Below are 15,095 nucleotides of genomic sequence, written 5' to 3' on the forward strand. Positions count from 1 at the left end.
TGGTCCACTCTTATCTTTCGAAGTCAGCGATTTTTATCAGTTTCACTTCCTTAAGTGAGCGGCATTACTCAAATGAGCCCTTTTGCTTTTCCACTCCACTGTATTAAAACGCTTCATTGACGTTAAAATAAAAGCCTGTATCACCATCACCCCAGGCCATGTCTAATCTTAAATTGACTCTAGGTTTAACCTCGAAGCGATAGCCTATACCACCATTGGGTAGGATTTTATTGCCATCAAACTCGCTGATGTCATCAGCAATCACACCTGCACCGCCCCAAAACACCATACCATGACGCCCAGGCAGATTAAGCCGATACTCCACTTGCGTCATCAGCAGCTGTTTATCGCGGTAACGCCCCGATGTATAACCGCGAAGCAGATCGCCGCCTCCCGCTTTGGATAGTTGATCCCATGGCACATCTCCACTGGTAAAGCGACCACGCACTTGCCAGGCCAAGATATCTTCATCACGACCGGTCTGCATGTATTCGCTATACAAGGCGTTGTAGACATCAAAATCTGTTTTACTGCCTAAATACTGACGATAGAAGGTGGCATCAATTTCTAAGATACGCCCCGACTGCGGGTTTAATACATTGTCTCGACTGTCATGATTAAGTAGCAGGTTCACACCGACGCTGCGGGAGCTTTCATCAAGAATGTCTGTATCGACATTCGAGTCTAATACATTAATTTTACTGGCATCGGCGTAGTTAAAATCAAAGCCAACACCGACAAAACTAGTGGGGCTCATTCGCTGCAAGAACATAGGGTTAATCGAGATAATCCGCTGGTTAAACTCGACGCGATTAATCTCTTGATGATTAGTGTCATAACCCACACCGTAAAAAACATCTGGCGCATCGAAGACTTCGGCATTGAGGTAAAAACGCTGCTGGTCTTGATTGATAAAGGTCTTGTTAGCAACCGCCACACCTAATGCACCATTAGTTGAGGCGAGACCATTGATCACCAATGAAGACAGCTGACTGACTTCGTCATCGGGATCATATTGATATAAGCCGACCGCCGAGATCCCAACACCTAAATCCATCTCAGGGTTATAAAATGGTCCCGGCAAGTAGCTAAAGTCGATCAGTTTGTCTGGATCAAATTCACCATCTGCGCCCAGCGTTTGCAAGAAGTCTTCTAACCAACCTTGCGACGCTTTTTCATCAGCTTCGCCCTCTTTGATAACCGTCGTTTCATTCCCTGCAACTTCATCCGCTACGACTTCATCCACAGCTGTGTCATTAGCTGTAACAGTGACATCGTTAACAGCAACGTCAGCCCACGCTGGCGTGCTGATACAAGCCAAAAAGGCCGCCAGAGCAGAGGTTCTGCTCATCAGTAAGGTTTTATTCAAGCGACTCAATCGCCCCTTGCTCAAGCCATTGCGCTTCATTTGGGCTCCATAGGTACAGCAGCCTCGTTCGCATCATCTAGCTGCAGATGTTGGCGTAGTTCTATTTCATCTTGCACTTGGTTATATTGGCTAATTTGGTAGAAATCAGCTTGAGTAAAACCGTCTTGCCACAGCTTTGCAGGAATATGCTCAAAACTGTGCTTAAATTTGTCAGCAACAATCAGCTTTTGCTGCGCAACCTTATCAATATCAATACCGTGAACGGTGCGGCTTAATGATAAGTTGTGTGCTTGATGCTCGGACGCAAACAACTCCTCAACTTCACTCCATTTAGCATGGGGCTCAGCCAACGATTTAGGCACTAAGAAAGGCGACTGCTGATCGCCTAATTTATAATGACGTTTTAACAACATAAATTTACTCGGTAATGGCTGCTGTGAGTCCCACCAGTGGCCATCAATCACATCAAATAGCGCATTGGTTTGCTTAATAGAAACCGGCTCAAGCCAATTAAGCGTAGCCGCTAACCATTGAGTCATATGCTGGTTATACAGCTCTTTATTCATCGCTAGATTATTATTAATCAGCGCTAAAGCAATTTTAGCTCCAAGCATATTGGAGTAGAGATCTTCTGGTGAGTAGGCCGATACCGTTTCGGACCAAGGCGCCCAACTACGATAACCATGCCACTGAGCGACCTCATGGGCTTCAGCCATAAAGTAAGCCAGTCTCACCGCTATTGCCCCTGCGGTTTCCCAACGCTGACGCGGACTCAACTGAGCAATATCAAACTCGCTTAGCTCAATCGTTCTAGGACCAATCTCATCAGGTAGCGTAATGCTTTGCTGCTGCCCAAGTTTTGGATAGATGCGGTAAAACAGCGCGATAGCATTGTCAGCCGTGTCGCGTACATGGGCCAAATCAATAAAGCCGCCTTGCAGCGTATACATCTGGCCATTGTTTTCAGTACCACGGCTACCATTGGGGGCATCTTTTTGATAACTAAAAGTACCCGCCTCATAGGCGTGTGGGCCCACTTTATCGACGGCTAAGGTATTGGCGTAGCGAAAAAAAGGCACAGGTATAGGGCCTACAGTCACCTTTTGTGCATTACCAAAGGCGCAGCAAGGACGCACCGCCTCGGGGATGCGCACTAAAGGCAGCTCTTGCAGCTCGATTGCATGCAGTAGGTTTAAGTCTGGCTCACTGTCTAATGCCGCCTCGATTGCAATATCACTGGGCAGCGCGCGTACTTGCCAGTCGCTGCTGCTACATGCGCCAAGGACAAAAATAGCGATAGTACTCGCGGCCCCACGGATGAATAAACGGCTCATCATTGTACAAATGCCTTAATGGTTTGACTGACAATCTCAGGATAGTCATTACTGATCCCATGGGCGCCCTGTGGGATCACCACTATCGGAGCGCTTAAGTAGTCAGCCAATTGAATACCTGAACTGAGCGGGAAAACAATGTCATGCTCGCCCCAAATCAACACACTAGGAGGTAGCGAGTCGACGGCTATATTGGCAGCAATTCGATCTCTATCTGCGGGCAGCCCCTCGATAAGCGCGCGCTTCTCATCTAGATGACTTGCAAAGTACTTGTCATAAATACTCGAATCGATAAATCCGGGGTACCTGGGAAAATCGACGAAGGTAGCATCGAGCAAGCGCCGCATCTGCTTGGGCGTTTCAGGCACAAAGATCTCGCTTGGATCTGCCACGTCAAAACGCTGATTCATCTGCGATAGATCGCTGTCAGAAAACAGCACCCCAGGACTTGCCAGCAATATGGCTTTATCCACCTTAGGTTCGTTGATCATCAAATCGAACGTCACAAAGCCACCGTAGGAGATCCCAACAACATTGACCTTATCGAGATCTAGCATCGCTATTAGCTGCATAACAGCCTTGGTCTGAGTCGCAAGGCTTGGTAACCCTTGACTCACTGACTCGCCAAACCAGGCGAGATCAGGGGCGATAACCCGATAATCTTGACTAAGTTCGAGCATTACCTGTTGCCAACTGGTTACCGCAGAACCGCCAAAACCATGAATTAATAATATGGTTTTCCCCTCACCGGCCTGCCAATAATTGAGCTCACCGCCCTCTTTGAGCATCATTTTATTTTGTTCAAAGCCTGCCGTTTGCAACGCGGCTTTCTCACGAGAATCGATAATATCAACAGCCGAGCAGCCACCAAGCATTAACGTCAATATCAACATAAAAATAGCGCGCATACTCTTACTCCAACATTTTGTACTACTCAAAGAACGATTAGCTCTTAACAATGAACTGCTTACGCTCACTTAAAAACGGTAGCCTAAGCTCATCATGAAGCTACTACGGGTACCAATACCAAATTCCATCAATAAATCAACGTTCTTAGTCAAGCCAACCTGACCACCAATCAAGCCGTTCCACTTATCTTCAAGATGCTGGTTAACCTCAAATTTGGCATCACCAAGCGGAAAGCCGATATCACGTAAGTAACCGCTAAATGTTTGCTCTACGTTTTGATACATGGCACCAACCCAGATTTGGATGTCATGGTTGTTGTAGCTGGTGCGATAACCCGCGCGAGGAGACACCACAATACTGCTGATTTCACCGTCAAGGATATTCAAGTTGGTGTTGGTGTAATTAACGTCAAGTAGTGCAAACCAGTTGTCGATACCACCGACAATGGTGCCACCTACTCCATAGGTCGTTCCCTTAAAATCCAGTATAAAATCAAATGGTTCACTGCTTACATTACAAGGTCTAATTTTGCAGTAACTCGGCGGCAATACTGAAGACAAGTCAGCCTCTAGCTGGACATTTGCCACGCTGCTACCTTTAGTGTGGCCAATCACACCGTAAAGGTTTAAGAATGGCAGCACCCACACATCGCCCCTCAAGGTCAGGGTTTCTGAATCTTGCACCGCTTCACTGCCCTTAATACTGAGCATCTCATCTAAACCGCCTAGCCCGGTAAAACCGACAGAATCGACGACTAGCGGTTGATCCATCGTCATGTAATTGACTGAGAAGCCGTAAGGCTTAGGCAACTCATGACCTAAATCCATCGCCTCCTGCGCCCAGATTGGGAATGTTCTGTCGTAGCGCGCCTCTAGCGGCTCTCGTTCAATTGACTGTGATAGAACTGGAGAAACAAAAAACAGCACTGAAAGTGCTGTCAAAATAGTAGTAATTTTAAGCATGTATAGATTGAACCTTAAAATAAAATAGTCGATGTTAAGTATCTAAACAGAGGTTATCGCTGAACTCATTGGCAGGAGATAAATAACGTAGGTTAATTATTACCCATCAAGCTGAATTCAATCTGAAACAGTCTCCATTAACATTAATATTTAGAGTAAATACTCAAAACAAAAAGAGATCATAACGTGTTAACCAACTAAAAACTAATCTGAATTTATTCTGTTAAATAGTGAGCAAAAATGATTGTTAATTGTCGACTAAATGGGAAAAATCTCCCCCTTGCTCAGGCGGTATGATGGTAAATGTATTTGGGCTGATTTGACGCTTTAATATGATATCAACCATGGTGGTTTGGTCAGCCTTTAGCAAGTTTTGTACTTGGCCAGGATCGGAATGAAATTCAACGCTGCGGTAATAACACACGCCATTATTGGGCCTTGGCTCGACCCTAATGCCTATCTTTCCACCATTCACTTTAGCCACTTTATCGGCGTCGACATATAGAGTCAGCACATGGTTATTATTATGGTTTTTCTGCTTATCAAGCATAAAACCACGTTTGAAGTTGCCCGGTAAAAAATCCGATCCTGATAGCAAGATGATATCGAAATCCTCTACAGGCAAGCCAGTATCATCAATCACTCGCACCACCAGCATGCAGGCACGTAATTTACGTTTAACTAAACGATTAGCGAGGCGCATCTCATCAGCGAGTTGTTGATATTGCAATTTATTAGTGACCATTAAGCACTGTTTTATGCGCTGAACCACTGGTTTTTTGCTTGCATTTCGGCGGCTTATCGAGCCCATAATGCCTTTGTTACTGCCGCTATGGCTGGCATTTTTTATCACTTCAAAAGCAGTATTATGTCTAGGCTGAGTATGCTTGATTAGCTGCAACGTGGCGACGCAGCGAGAGTCAAAACCATCACAGGTTTGCGCCGTTTGCTCTAACAGTAAATGGCTAAAATTAAGGTTGGCTGAGGCGACTCGTACCACTCCATCTGAGCCCAATTCTGAAGTATAACTGTTGAGGTAATCATAAAATTCACCATCGATAGTGTCGCCCGTTAACACAAATGGCAGCGGACCTTCGAGGCTATAATTTTCCAGCCAGTGCAAATTCAATTGATGCTGACCATTACTGCCCAGCTCCAACCAATCTAAGATCTGCTGCCCCAGCTCTACGCCAAAGAAAAAGCTTTTGATACGCCCCACCCGTGATTTCCCTAGCTGAGCAAGGGCTGAGCCATGGTTGGCTGGCGCTAACATAATCAAATGGGTAAGAGGACAACTGGCAAGCTTGTTACCGCTGTAAAACATCTTTAGCCACTGGCGTATAACAGGCGCTCCCGTAGAGTGGGTGATCACTGCAAACTGCTTATCGCTAAGTAACTCTGTTCGCGCAGCATTAAATGCTTTGGCGATATCAGTTAAACGAACTTCATCATCAAAGCTGATATAACGCCCAAGGTGAACATGGCGAATCGTGAGGTTAATATCATCCGCCATCAGCTTGGCTAATGCTTGGGGCAACTGCGCGTAAGTGTCTGTATTGGTAACACTCCATCCATGAACAAAGACCAGTTCCATTGTGACCTCGATAGGGTTTAACTTGCCATTAGATGACAAAAGACTTCGACTTATTTACATAGTACAAATTAGCTAATTAATTATTTTCAACAGCTTAACAGGCTGCGTTCAGTTTCTATATATCAAAACACTCAACAACAACCTTTGCTAATATCATTCAGTTATTATTCAGCTAGCCTCCCCTATGATGTGTCCAACAAAACGCAACACCTAAACAATTTGACCTAGTGTGGGAGCACAACATGAAAACTAAATCACTTATCTTAGCGTCTGTAATGGCAACTGCAATTTCGGCACCGACTATGGCTGCAGACTGGTTCATAGGTGGCGGTGTTGGCGCCCAGCAAAACTCTTACAAAGGTTCTAGCCAAGCAAACGTAGACCCTGGTTTTAACGCTGAACACTTTAAAGAAACCGAAAACAATGTCATTTATGAAGCAAGAGCGGGTGTTTACTTAAATGATGCTAACCGTATTTATGGTACTTACTCTTATAATTCAGATGACTTTAGCCGTCAGCAAAGCTTTTTAATGTCTTATGACTACTTAGTGGGCCTAGGTGACAGCAATAAACTGAACTGGTTTATTGGTGCAACAGCCGGTGTTAACCACATCAGCCCTGAAACAAATGCAGTTAGCTCAGATAACCGCTTCGTCTGGGGTGGTCAAACCGGTCTAATGTATAAGATTAATGACCAACTAAGCGCAGAAGTTGGCTACCGTTACCTGAAGCAAGATTACGATGCTAGCGTAACGTCACCAACACCTACGCCAATGAACATTGGCTCTACTGAATCCGCTTCTCTAAATGATAGCCAGCAACTATATATGGCTGTTGACTACCGCTTCTAATACCCAACAGTATAAGCAGCTCTGTTAACACAATAAGGCCGCCAACTCACTGAGTTGGCGGCCTTATGCTATGTGCTATAACCGATAAAACTTGCTGCGACTAAATAATCGCAACACGCTCACTTTGGTGTAACTTTTGATATGCCACCAGCATAGAGACTGCGGCAATAATAACGGCTAACCAGCTCCATGCTGTCGCAACTTCAAGATTAACTAACTGAAAGCCAACCAATGAGCTTATCCCTGCAATAATGGCAAAAGGCAATTGAGTCATCACATGGGCATGAGGCTCACAGCCCGAACTCAGCGCACTAATTACGCTGGTGTCTGAAATGGGTGAGCAATGATCGCCAAATACTGACCCCGCCATAACGGCGCTTAACGCTGGTAGTAAAAGAGTAGGCTCAACCGTTAATGCCACTTCAGCGCCAATCGGGATCATAATGGCAAACGTTCCCCAACTTGAACCTGTAGTAAACGCCATTATCGCGCACAATAGAAACGTACCAGCCACTAACATCTGCGCCGATAAGAACGTCTCAGCCCAAGTAGCCAGCAACTTTGCTACCCCTAAATCGGCTATCACAGCACCTATCATCCAGGTAAAAAGCAAGATGGAGATAGCGAAGCTAATAGCACGTACCCCGGATCCAAGATCTGCAATCAGTAACGAGAAACTGCGGCCACTCATTTTAATCATCAAGATGGCTAATAAAATTGCCAATAAACACGCATTACGCATGGCGGCACCAATATCTGCTGCCGAGACCCAATCGCTTAAGCTTGAGCCTTGTGCATTGCTAGCACCCGAGTACAAAGTTAGTCCTATTGATGCCAGTAACAAAGTCGCCATAGGTAAGCCCAACAACCAGGGGCTTCCAGCTGGTACATCTTCACTCTCTTGCTGCTCACTACTAGGTGCGACATCTGAATTAAAGCCAATACCAAACCAGGCAATGAGCAAAGACAGTAAGATCACCGTGATGGCGTAAAAGTTCATCTTGGCGATTTCAATAAATGATTCCAACGGCGTGAGTGGCAGTAAGGTGATACTGGCCAAAATGGCCATCACATAGGGACCCCAGCTAGAAAAAGGCAGCAAGGCACACAAAGGTGAAGCATTGGAGTCCACGAGGTAAGCGATCTGTTCCCGCGACATATTGTATCTCTGGCTTAATGGCTGACAAACATGCCCGACGGCTAAGCAGCTGAAGATGCCATCAATAAAAACTACCCAGCCTAGCACGACCACACCAACCCGGGCCTGACGGCCACTTTTAATCCGATGATATAACCAATCGGCGAAAAGCTTCACCGCTCCACCACGCGCTAGCAGCTGTGTCATCATGCCTAATAACACCATGGCCGCAAGCACATTTAAATGCCAAGCCTGCCAATGGCCATCACGATAAACCTGCAGCCATGCCTTGTCGGCCATATAAACCACGGTATCTGGCAGGTTAAAGTTAGATAAAATAAGTGCGCCAGATACAATGCCAACACCTAAGGCGACTAGGGTTCTACGCAGAATAAGTGCCAAACTCAGGGTTAATAGCAGCGGAATAAGTATCAGGAAATTGCCGGTCATTGCCGCGATCCAAGAGGAAATAAATAGAAGAATACTAACGACTTAGTAACAAGTGCAAAAAAAAAACGTTTTTGGTGATTTTATTGAGCGTTTTTCACTCATTTAGCATAATTAACTATTCAGCAATGCCACGTCACTGCTAGAATCGGAGCTATCATCTCGCTATCAAAGGGACTACCCATGAGTCTTGAACTATTATCGAAATTGGAAACAAAAATCCAAGCTGCACTTGAAACTATCGAGCTACTAAAAATGGAGCTTGAAGAAGAGAAGCAGACAAGCAGCGGCCTGTCTGAGCAAAACCAACAGTTACAGCAAGAGCTTAACTCTTGGAATGAGAAAGTGACTGGCCTAGTTGGTCTGCTCAACGACGAAGTAAACTAATTCCTAACGTTATGCCATGTGCATCTCGTTATTTTGAGTCTCAATCAATTCATTGAGCTCTAAAATAGCCTGCTTAACCTTAGGCAGGCTTTTTCTTGGCAATAAAAACCTTCCTTTATCAAATTCTAATCGACCTAAATCCTTTACCCAGATCACTCCGGTCAGAAAAATGCGCGCATGCTTTACGATAATTTTTGGTGCATAGACAGGAAAAACTCTCACAAGACCTCCCCACAACGTTATTTGTTGTTATTTATTTTTTAGTTGGACAGGCATTTTACCGTGAGAGTTTCATTTTTTTGAGGATTTATTTGTAAAAATTTAAGCGAAAATGTTACGAGAAAAAATTCACTAAAACTATCAATATGATAAAGAACACCAGAAATATGCTGTTACGCTAAATTGTCACTTGCCAGTTTTTTGACATCCTGTTAACGTTTAACTGTTACTCAGGGTAACGTTGAGCTTATAGCTCCATAGCCGTACTTCTTGCGACCAGGAAGTGCGGTTTTTTTCTGTCTGGGATTTTGTGCAGAATTAGAAAAAGTTAAAGAGAAATACAGTACGCATAGAGCAAAGAAAGCGGCAAACAGGGTTTTCCACCCTGTCAATCTTAAATAAAGAGCGCATAACTCTCTATTGCAAGATGCAAGACACAACTACCAAGGCTATCCATCCATGGGCCTTGGCATAACTCTCTATTGCAAGATGCCAGACACAAATCCCTTCCTACGCAATCCCTGCGTGCAGGGATAAGTACTTCCATGTACAACTACCAAGGCTAACCATCCATGGGCCTTGGCATAAGTGTTCCAGACACAAAAAAAGGAGCCTATTGGCTCCTTTTTTATCTAGCGTCGTAAATTACTTTTGCGTCGCTAGGTAGTAAGCAATATCAAGTAGCTCTTGGTAAGACTTGATTGCACCCGTTTCAACACGATATTTACCGTTTACAACCAATGCGGGTACGCCAGCAATTTGTGCATTTTCAGTGTCACGCTTCATTTTAGACATCTGCGCATTCACCATAAATGATTTAGCTGCTGCATCGAATGCTTTAGGATCGACACCGTTAACAACGAAAAGCGCTTTGATATCATCAAGGTTAGTGAAGTTCTGCTTCTTGTCTTGGATTGCTGAAAACAGAGCGTGCTCCATCTTCTCTTCAATCTTTAGTTGGTGTGCGATAGCAAAGGCACGTGACATCTCTACGCCCATTTGACGACCGATGAACTCAACGTGGTTCTGCTTGAAGGTAACACCTTCTGGCAAGGTTGCTTTAATCTTTGGTACCTGCTCTTTAGCGAAGGTATAGCAATGTGGGCAGTAGAAAGAGAAAAACTCGGCAATCTCTGGCTTCGCTGTACCAGGACCTTCGTTAATTACCGTGTAATGCACACCTTCTTCATACTGAGCTGCCATCGCTGCCATAGGCGCCATCAATAGTGCAAATGCAACCAATAAAGCTTTTTTCATCTTGATTCCTTTTGATGCTAACACAGCATCACGCTAATTATTTGGATATAACATAATGTGCTTTGGAGTCGACCTCAAGCGCAAAAGTTCATTTTTCTGTTACAAAATACGAGCATCACCCGTTTAAAATCAATATTGTGGAATTAAACTTAGCGGTGGCTCATCCAGCACTGCTAACTGCTCTTTAAAGGCTAAAATCTGTTGTTCCCAATATTTATCCTCAGCAAACCAGGGGAAGTTCATTGGAAAAGCAGGGTCTGCCCAACGACGACTAAGCCATGCATTGTAATGCAGCATGCGCATCGCTCGCAGCGGTTCAACCAACTGCAACTCACGACTATCGAATTCACAAAACTCTTCATAGCCTTCGAGTAACACCTCAAGCTGTAATAACTGCTGCGGTCTGTCTCCGGCAAGCATCATCCAGATATCTTGCACTGCAGGCCCCATCTTGGCGTCATCGAGATCGACAAAGCCTGGCCCCTCTGGCGTCCACAAAATATTACTCGGATGTAAGTCGCCATGCAGACGTATTGAGCGATAGCTATCTGGTAACCACAAAGCTGACGCTTTTTCTAAGATCTGCTCAACCACTGTAAAGTAAGGCAGCTCTAAACTCGCTGGAATATGACCAGAAGCTTTAAGCCAACTGAGAGACTCTTCACCCAATAATTTCGGTGACATCACATCACGGTATTTAAAGTCAGCCTGCTTTGAGTATTGGTGAATACGGCCAATAAAACGCCCCACCTGTTCTAACTGGTCAAGGTTATCGACTTCAAATGCACGGCCACCGATTGAAGGAAACAATGCAAAACGAAATCCTTGATATTCATGCAATGACTTGCCATCAATAATCACTGGGGTGGCGATAGGCACTTCATGCTCAGCAAGCGCTGCAGAGAAGTCATGCTCCTCTTGAATTTGCGCATCAGTCCAACGCTCTGGACGATAGAACTTAACCACATAACGTTGCCCTCTATCACAGCGAAACTGATAAACCCGGTTCTCGTAGCTGTTTAATGCTAAAAGACCGGTTTCAGGATAGATCCCTAAGGTTTCAATTGCCGTTAAGATTAAATCGGGCGTTAATGCCTGATAATGAAAAGCCGAACCTGACTCTTTTGCTGTTGCTGATTGAGGAGGATTTATATTCATATCATTATGCTCAATTGTGAATGGCATCGAGGAAGCGATTTCATTCAAACTCTAAAATATATTCATGCTTATATAACACGATTTATAGCAAGTAAGGCTTCATCAATTCTGCTAAATAAACCAATACCTCGAACTCATCTTCTCTGTCTGTCGACAACCAACAGATATCACCATAAAACTCATAATGTAGCTGCAGGTGTGAGCCTTCAAACTCCAGTAGCCACTGATGGCGATCTGCGCCCCATTGCCTCTCAACCACTCGGCAATCTAATACTTTGGCAAAAGGCTCGGCAAACAGTTCAAATTGCTCAAAGTCGATATCTGCCTGTACCGATAAGCTTAAGGTTTCGCGCTCTAATTTAATTGAGGTTAATTGCATTAGTTTACTCTTATTATTCTATGTGTATCGATAAACACTCGCCTGCAGTTTAACTACTACAAGACATGATCAGCCCTTGCCCCCAATCTGGTGGACGCTTAGCTAAATCCTCAAACTCTAACTGTTCATCAAATGGGTTCTGCAACAAGCGCTGCAGATTATGCAGTGGCTGAAGGTCGCCCTGTTCAACAGCGATTATTGCCTCTTGTGCAAGATAATTGCGCAAAATATATTTAGGATTCGTCTGGTTACGCTCACGCTGCCAAAGCCCGACCTCATCAAGCTTGCCGATCCGCATTTGATAGGCCTGATACCAAGTATCAAAACCATTAAGATCGACAAAATCATCACGTAAAGAGGAATGACTAGAATTGGGATCTAACTGACCGAATCGACGCCAGGTATTGGTATGATCTAAATGATTACGCTCCATCAGCGTAGTGAAGCCACCTATGAGTGTTAAATCATAGTTCTCCTGCTCTGTTACCACTTCAGGGGCAGCCTCAATGGCTGTTAGACCTAATTTAGCCCGCATCAAGACTAAATAATGCGTTACCAATTCCTGTTGATATTGATCCAGTGCAGCAACCAGATCGTCAGAAGGAATGATGGGCGACAATGCCTGTGCTAACCGTTGCAAGTTCCACAGGCCAACTCCCGGCTGCTGACCAAAAGCATAACGCCCCTCTGGATCGGAGTGATTACAGATAAAGTCTTCTTTAAACGTATCTAAAAAAGCAAACGGGCCAAAGTCGAAACTGTCACCCAGTATCGACATATTATCGGTGTTCATCACCCCGTGGGCAAAACCTATCGCTTGCCAGTGAGCAATCATCTTAGCGGTATCGGCAACCACACGAGCAAACCAGGCCTTGTAGCCAGCAGCGTCGCAACTTAAATCTGGGTAATGCTGCTTAATCGTAAAATCGAGTAACTGCTTCAGCTTCTCTGGGGCTCCGCGCTGGCTATGGCAAAAAAACTCAAAGTGTCCGAAACGAATATGACTTTTGGCTAGGCGAACTGTGATTGCGGCAGTTTCTTGGGTTTCCCGCCATACAGGCAAGTCGGAGCCAATAACCGCTAACGCACGGGTGGTTGGAATGTGAAGATGATGCAGAGCTTCTGAGATCAAAAATTCACGCACGGCAGAGCGCATCACTGCACGGCCATCACCATGGCGAGAATATGGTGTTGGTCCACCGCCTTTTAAGGCCACATCCCACGCGCCTTGCGGCCCTATCGCTTCACCAAGAATAATCGAGCGACCATCACCGAGTTGCGACGAATAGCCACCAAATTGGTGACCACTATAGACCTGTGCATAATAGCTTGCCCCCTCAATACTCGCATTACCAGAAAGCCCTTGCAGCAGCTCATCTGTAGGCTTATCTAGCCCAATGAGAGCCGCCGCATCTTGGCTCCAGGCAAGCCAGTGCGGATCACTGATCCCCAATGGAAATACCTGTGAGTAGAAGTCTGGCAGTTGTTCAAAAAAATCTTGTTTTAATCGCATATGCCTTCCTAGAGTGTTTTGAATTCTGGCCGAATCAACAGCTATAAAATAGAGCTGAGATTACATGTCTGAAGTGATCACGCTTTGACAGCTCAACAACTCCCCTTGCGCTTCGCACTGATAACCACACACATAGTGGCCATCGGTAACGCCACTTAAACGAATAAGCCCCTTGCCTTTCGCATGGCACTGCTCGATGGTCTCATAATAGCCCGTTATAAATTCGCCAGACTGCTCAACGCTTGGTTTAGTCTGGCTGTCAGGGTAATACATTAGCGTCCATTCAGGAGACTGAGTGCAAGCAATCAGACCTATTGAAGCCATACCTAGTAAACACAGCGAACGAAAATTCATGCAATATTTCCTCTAAATAAAAAGGCGAAGTCCCAATGCAAGTCAGGAGTTCGCCTCTTTGCTAACCAATCTGCTTATTCTACACAGCTTAGTTAGTGATTAATTGTTTTTAGCTGTTAAAGCTATTTATTCGCTTTTGCCTTGGCTTTCTCGATACGCGTAATTCGCCCCTCAAACCCAGTAACCGTACCATCTGCAAGACCGTATTCAATTGCGGTTTTACAGATTGAAATCGCGCTATCGAAATCACCGTTATCATTAAGCAAGGTCGATAAATGCATCATGCCTGTGCCTTTAACTTCTGCATCAGGGTTCTCTGCCTTAAGGCCTTTGACATATGCGGCAAACAGTTCAAGGTAATCTTGAGACAAGCTTGCACCATACTGCACATACTCACTCAACTTGCGCTGCTTATAACACTCTGCGATGACGCCTGACAGCGCGAGGTGTTGCTCTGTGACGCCATTGGCAGCGACAAGGTCGCTGGCAGCCTTAGCCAATTTCGGGTTTGCCCATGATAGGTCTGCTGTCGCTTCTGGTTTCGCTTCTGGTTTAGCTTCTGCGTGAACTTCTGATTTAACTTCTCGCTCAAGTTCAACGCTTGGCTTAGCCTTTACTTCCGGCTCAGCTTTAACTTCAACTTCTGCCTTAGCTAGTATCTCAGGTTCAGATACTGATTCTGGCTCTAGTGCCGCCACAGGCTGAACTTTTTCTTCAACCTCAGAGAATGGCTCAGACACTGGCTCTGCTTGGGCTTCAACAACCGATTCTAATTTTGGCTCTGGCTCTGGCTCTGGCTCTGGCTCTGGCTCAACAGCAGCTTGTTTCACTTCAGCTTCATGATCCACCTTAGACTCAAAGCTCACCCCATCTACGGTGGGCGTCGATACCTCTTCTGTTGTCTCTGGAGTGATATCTTTCATCTCACTCTCGGCTGCATCTTGAGCCTCTTCAGAGCGCTTAGCTGCCTGCTCTTTTTCAGCTTTAGCCGCTTTTTGAGTGCGATTGTAAAGATAAAAACCTACTACAATCAGCAGTATAATGATTATTTCTTTCATTGTTTTCCACCATGGGTTAGCCACGAACACATTTAATACACGCGTTTGTGTAGCTAAAATGTGCAAAATTTAAACGTTATTATTAATGCATTGTCTTTTATAAAATCAACTATTTATATCATTTTTTTATCGGGTATCAAAAATAATCGCTTTTTTAGGTGTTACA

At 44.9% G+C, this 15,095-nt stretch carries 15 protein-coding genes; 2 read left to right on the top strand and 13 right to left on the bottom strand.

Annotated elements, in window-relative coordinates; translation table 11 throughout:
* Positions 1–103: 103 nt before the first annotated feature.
* The 5 genes from ACVBIO_RS07015 to ACVBIO_RS07035 all read right to left on the bottom strand — a co-directional run bounded on the left by ACVBIO_RS07015 (position 104) and on the right by ACVBIO_RS07035 (position 6,168).
* Positions 104–1,408, bottom strand: a complete 1,305-nt coding sequence (locus ACVBIO_RS07015) for a BamA/TamA family outer membrane protein (RefSeq protein ID WP_447169777.1) — start codon at positions 1,406–1,408, stop codon at positions 104–106.
* Positions 1,405–2,703 carry a DUF4056 domain-containing protein gene (locus tag ACVBIO_RS07020; protein WP_447172279.1) on the bottom strand — a complete coding sequence of 433 codons (1,299 nt, stop codon included), beginning with the start codon at positions 2,701–2,703 and terminating at the stop codon, positions 1,405–1,407. The genes ACVBIO_RS07015 and ACVBIO_RS07020 overlap by 4 nt, the downstream gene beginning before the upstream one ends.
* On the bottom strand, positions 2,703–3,611 hold the full coding sequence (locus ACVBIO_RS07025) for an alpha/beta fold hydrolase (RefSeq protein WP_447172280.1): 909 nt from the start codon (positions 3,609–3,611) through the stop codon (positions 2,703–2,705). Before ACVBIO_RS07025 ends, ACVBIO_RS07020 begins: the two co-directional genes overlap by 1 nt.
* Before the next feature lie 69 nt (positions 3,612–3,680).
* Complete coding sequence (locus ACVBIO_RS07030; protein ID WP_447162565.1) at positions 3,681–4,574, bottom strand: virulence protein; 894 nt, start codon at positions 4,572–4,574, stop codon at positions 3,681–3,683.
* A gap of 247 nt (positions 4,575–4,821) precedes the next feature.
* Positions 4,822–6,168, bottom strand: coding sequence for an esterase/lipase family protein (locus tag ACVBIO_RS07035; protein ID WP_447172281.1), 1,347 nt, complete (start codon positions 6,166–6,168; stop codon positions 4,822–4,824).
* Positions 6,169–6,410: 242 nt separating this feature from the next.
* Between ACVBIO_RS07035 and ACVBIO_RS07040 the strand changes: the two genes are divergently transcribed.
* Positions 6,411–7,019 (top strand): outer membrane beta-barrel protein, encoded by a 609-nt coding sequence (locus ACVBIO_RS07040; protein ID WP_447162563.1) that lies wholly within the window; start codon positions 6,411–6,413, stop codon positions 7,017–7,019.
* Positions 7,020–7,119: 100 nt separating this feature from the next.
* On the opposite strand, the gene ACVBIO_RS07045 is transcribed toward ACVBIO_RS07040, so the two are convergent.
* Positions 7,120–8,607, bottom strand: coding sequence for a Na+/H+ antiporter NhaC family protein (locus ACVBIO_RS07045; RefSeq protein ID WP_447164012.1), 1,488 nt, complete (start codon positions 8,605–8,607; stop codon positions 7,120–7,122).
* A 180-nt stretch (positions 8,608–8,787) separates the two neighbouring features.
* Here ACVBIO_RS07045 and zapB point away from each other — a divergent pair, with 180 nt between their 5' ends.
* Positions 8,788–8,991: a cell division protein ZapB gene (gene zapB, locus ACVBIO_RS07050; protein WP_447162561.1), complete on the top strand. Its 204-nt coding sequence runs from the start codon at positions 8,788–8,790 to the stop codon at positions 8,989–8,991.
* Positions 8,992–9,000: 9 nt separating this feature from the next.
* Here the strand turns inward: zapB and ACVBIO_RS07055 are convergent, their stop codons facing one another.
* The 7 genes from ACVBIO_RS07055 to ACVBIO_RS07085 all read right to left on the bottom strand — a co-directional run bounded on the left by ACVBIO_RS07055 (position 9,001) and on the right by ACVBIO_RS07085 (position 14,929).
* Entirely contained in the window at positions 9,001–9,213 is a 213-nt protein-coding gene (locus ACVBIO_RS07055; protein ID WP_447162560.1) for a DUF1107 domain-containing protein, read from the bottom strand.
* Positions 9,214–9,855: 642 nt separating this feature from the next.
* On the bottom strand, positions 9,856–10,467 hold the full coding sequence (locus ACVBIO_RS07060; RefSeq protein ID WP_447162706.1) for a thiol:disulfide interchange protein DsbA/DsbL: 612 nt from the start codon (positions 10,465–10,467) through the stop codon (positions 9,856–9,858).
* A 129-nt stretch (positions 10,468–10,596) separates the two neighbouring features.
* The gene (locus ACVBIO_RS07065; RefSeq protein ID WP_447162707.1) at positions 10,597–11,625 is read right to left on the bottom strand and encodes a serine/threonine protein kinase; all 1,029 of its coding nucleotides are present in this window, start codon (positions 11,623–11,625) and stop codon (positions 10,597–10,599) included.
* An 82-nt stretch (positions 11,626–11,707) separates the two neighbouring features.
* The gene (locus ACVBIO_RS07070) at positions 11,708–12,004 is read right to left on the bottom strand and encodes a DUF3630 family protein (protein WP_447162708.1); all 297 of its coding nucleotides are present in this window, start codon (positions 12,002–12,004) and stop codon (positions 11,708–11,710) included.
* A 49-nt stretch (positions 12,005–12,053) separates the two neighbouring features.
* Positions 12,054–13,517 carry a protein adenylyltransferase SelO gene (locus ACVBIO_RS07075; RefSeq protein WP_447172282.1) on the bottom strand — a complete coding sequence of 488 codons (1,464 nt, stop codon included), beginning with the start codon at positions 13,515–13,517 and terminating at the stop codon, positions 12,054–12,056.
* Positions 13,518–13,577: 60 nt separating this feature from the next.
* The gene (locus ACVBIO_RS07080) at positions 13,578–13,871 is read right to left on the bottom strand and encodes a hypothetical protein (RefSeq protein WP_447162710.1); all 294 of its coding nucleotides are present in this window, start codon (positions 13,869–13,871) and stop codon (positions 13,578–13,580) included.
* 122 nt (positions 13,872–13,993) lie between these two features.
* Positions 13,994–14,929: a hypothetical protein gene (locus ACVBIO_RS07085; RefSeq protein WP_447172283.1), complete on the bottom strand. Its 936-nt coding sequence runs from the start codon at positions 14,927–14,929 to the stop codon at positions 13,994–13,996.
* Positions 14,930–15,095: the final 166 nt, after the last annotated feature.

The organism is Shewanella sp. 0m-8 (genome assembly GCF_052977265.1).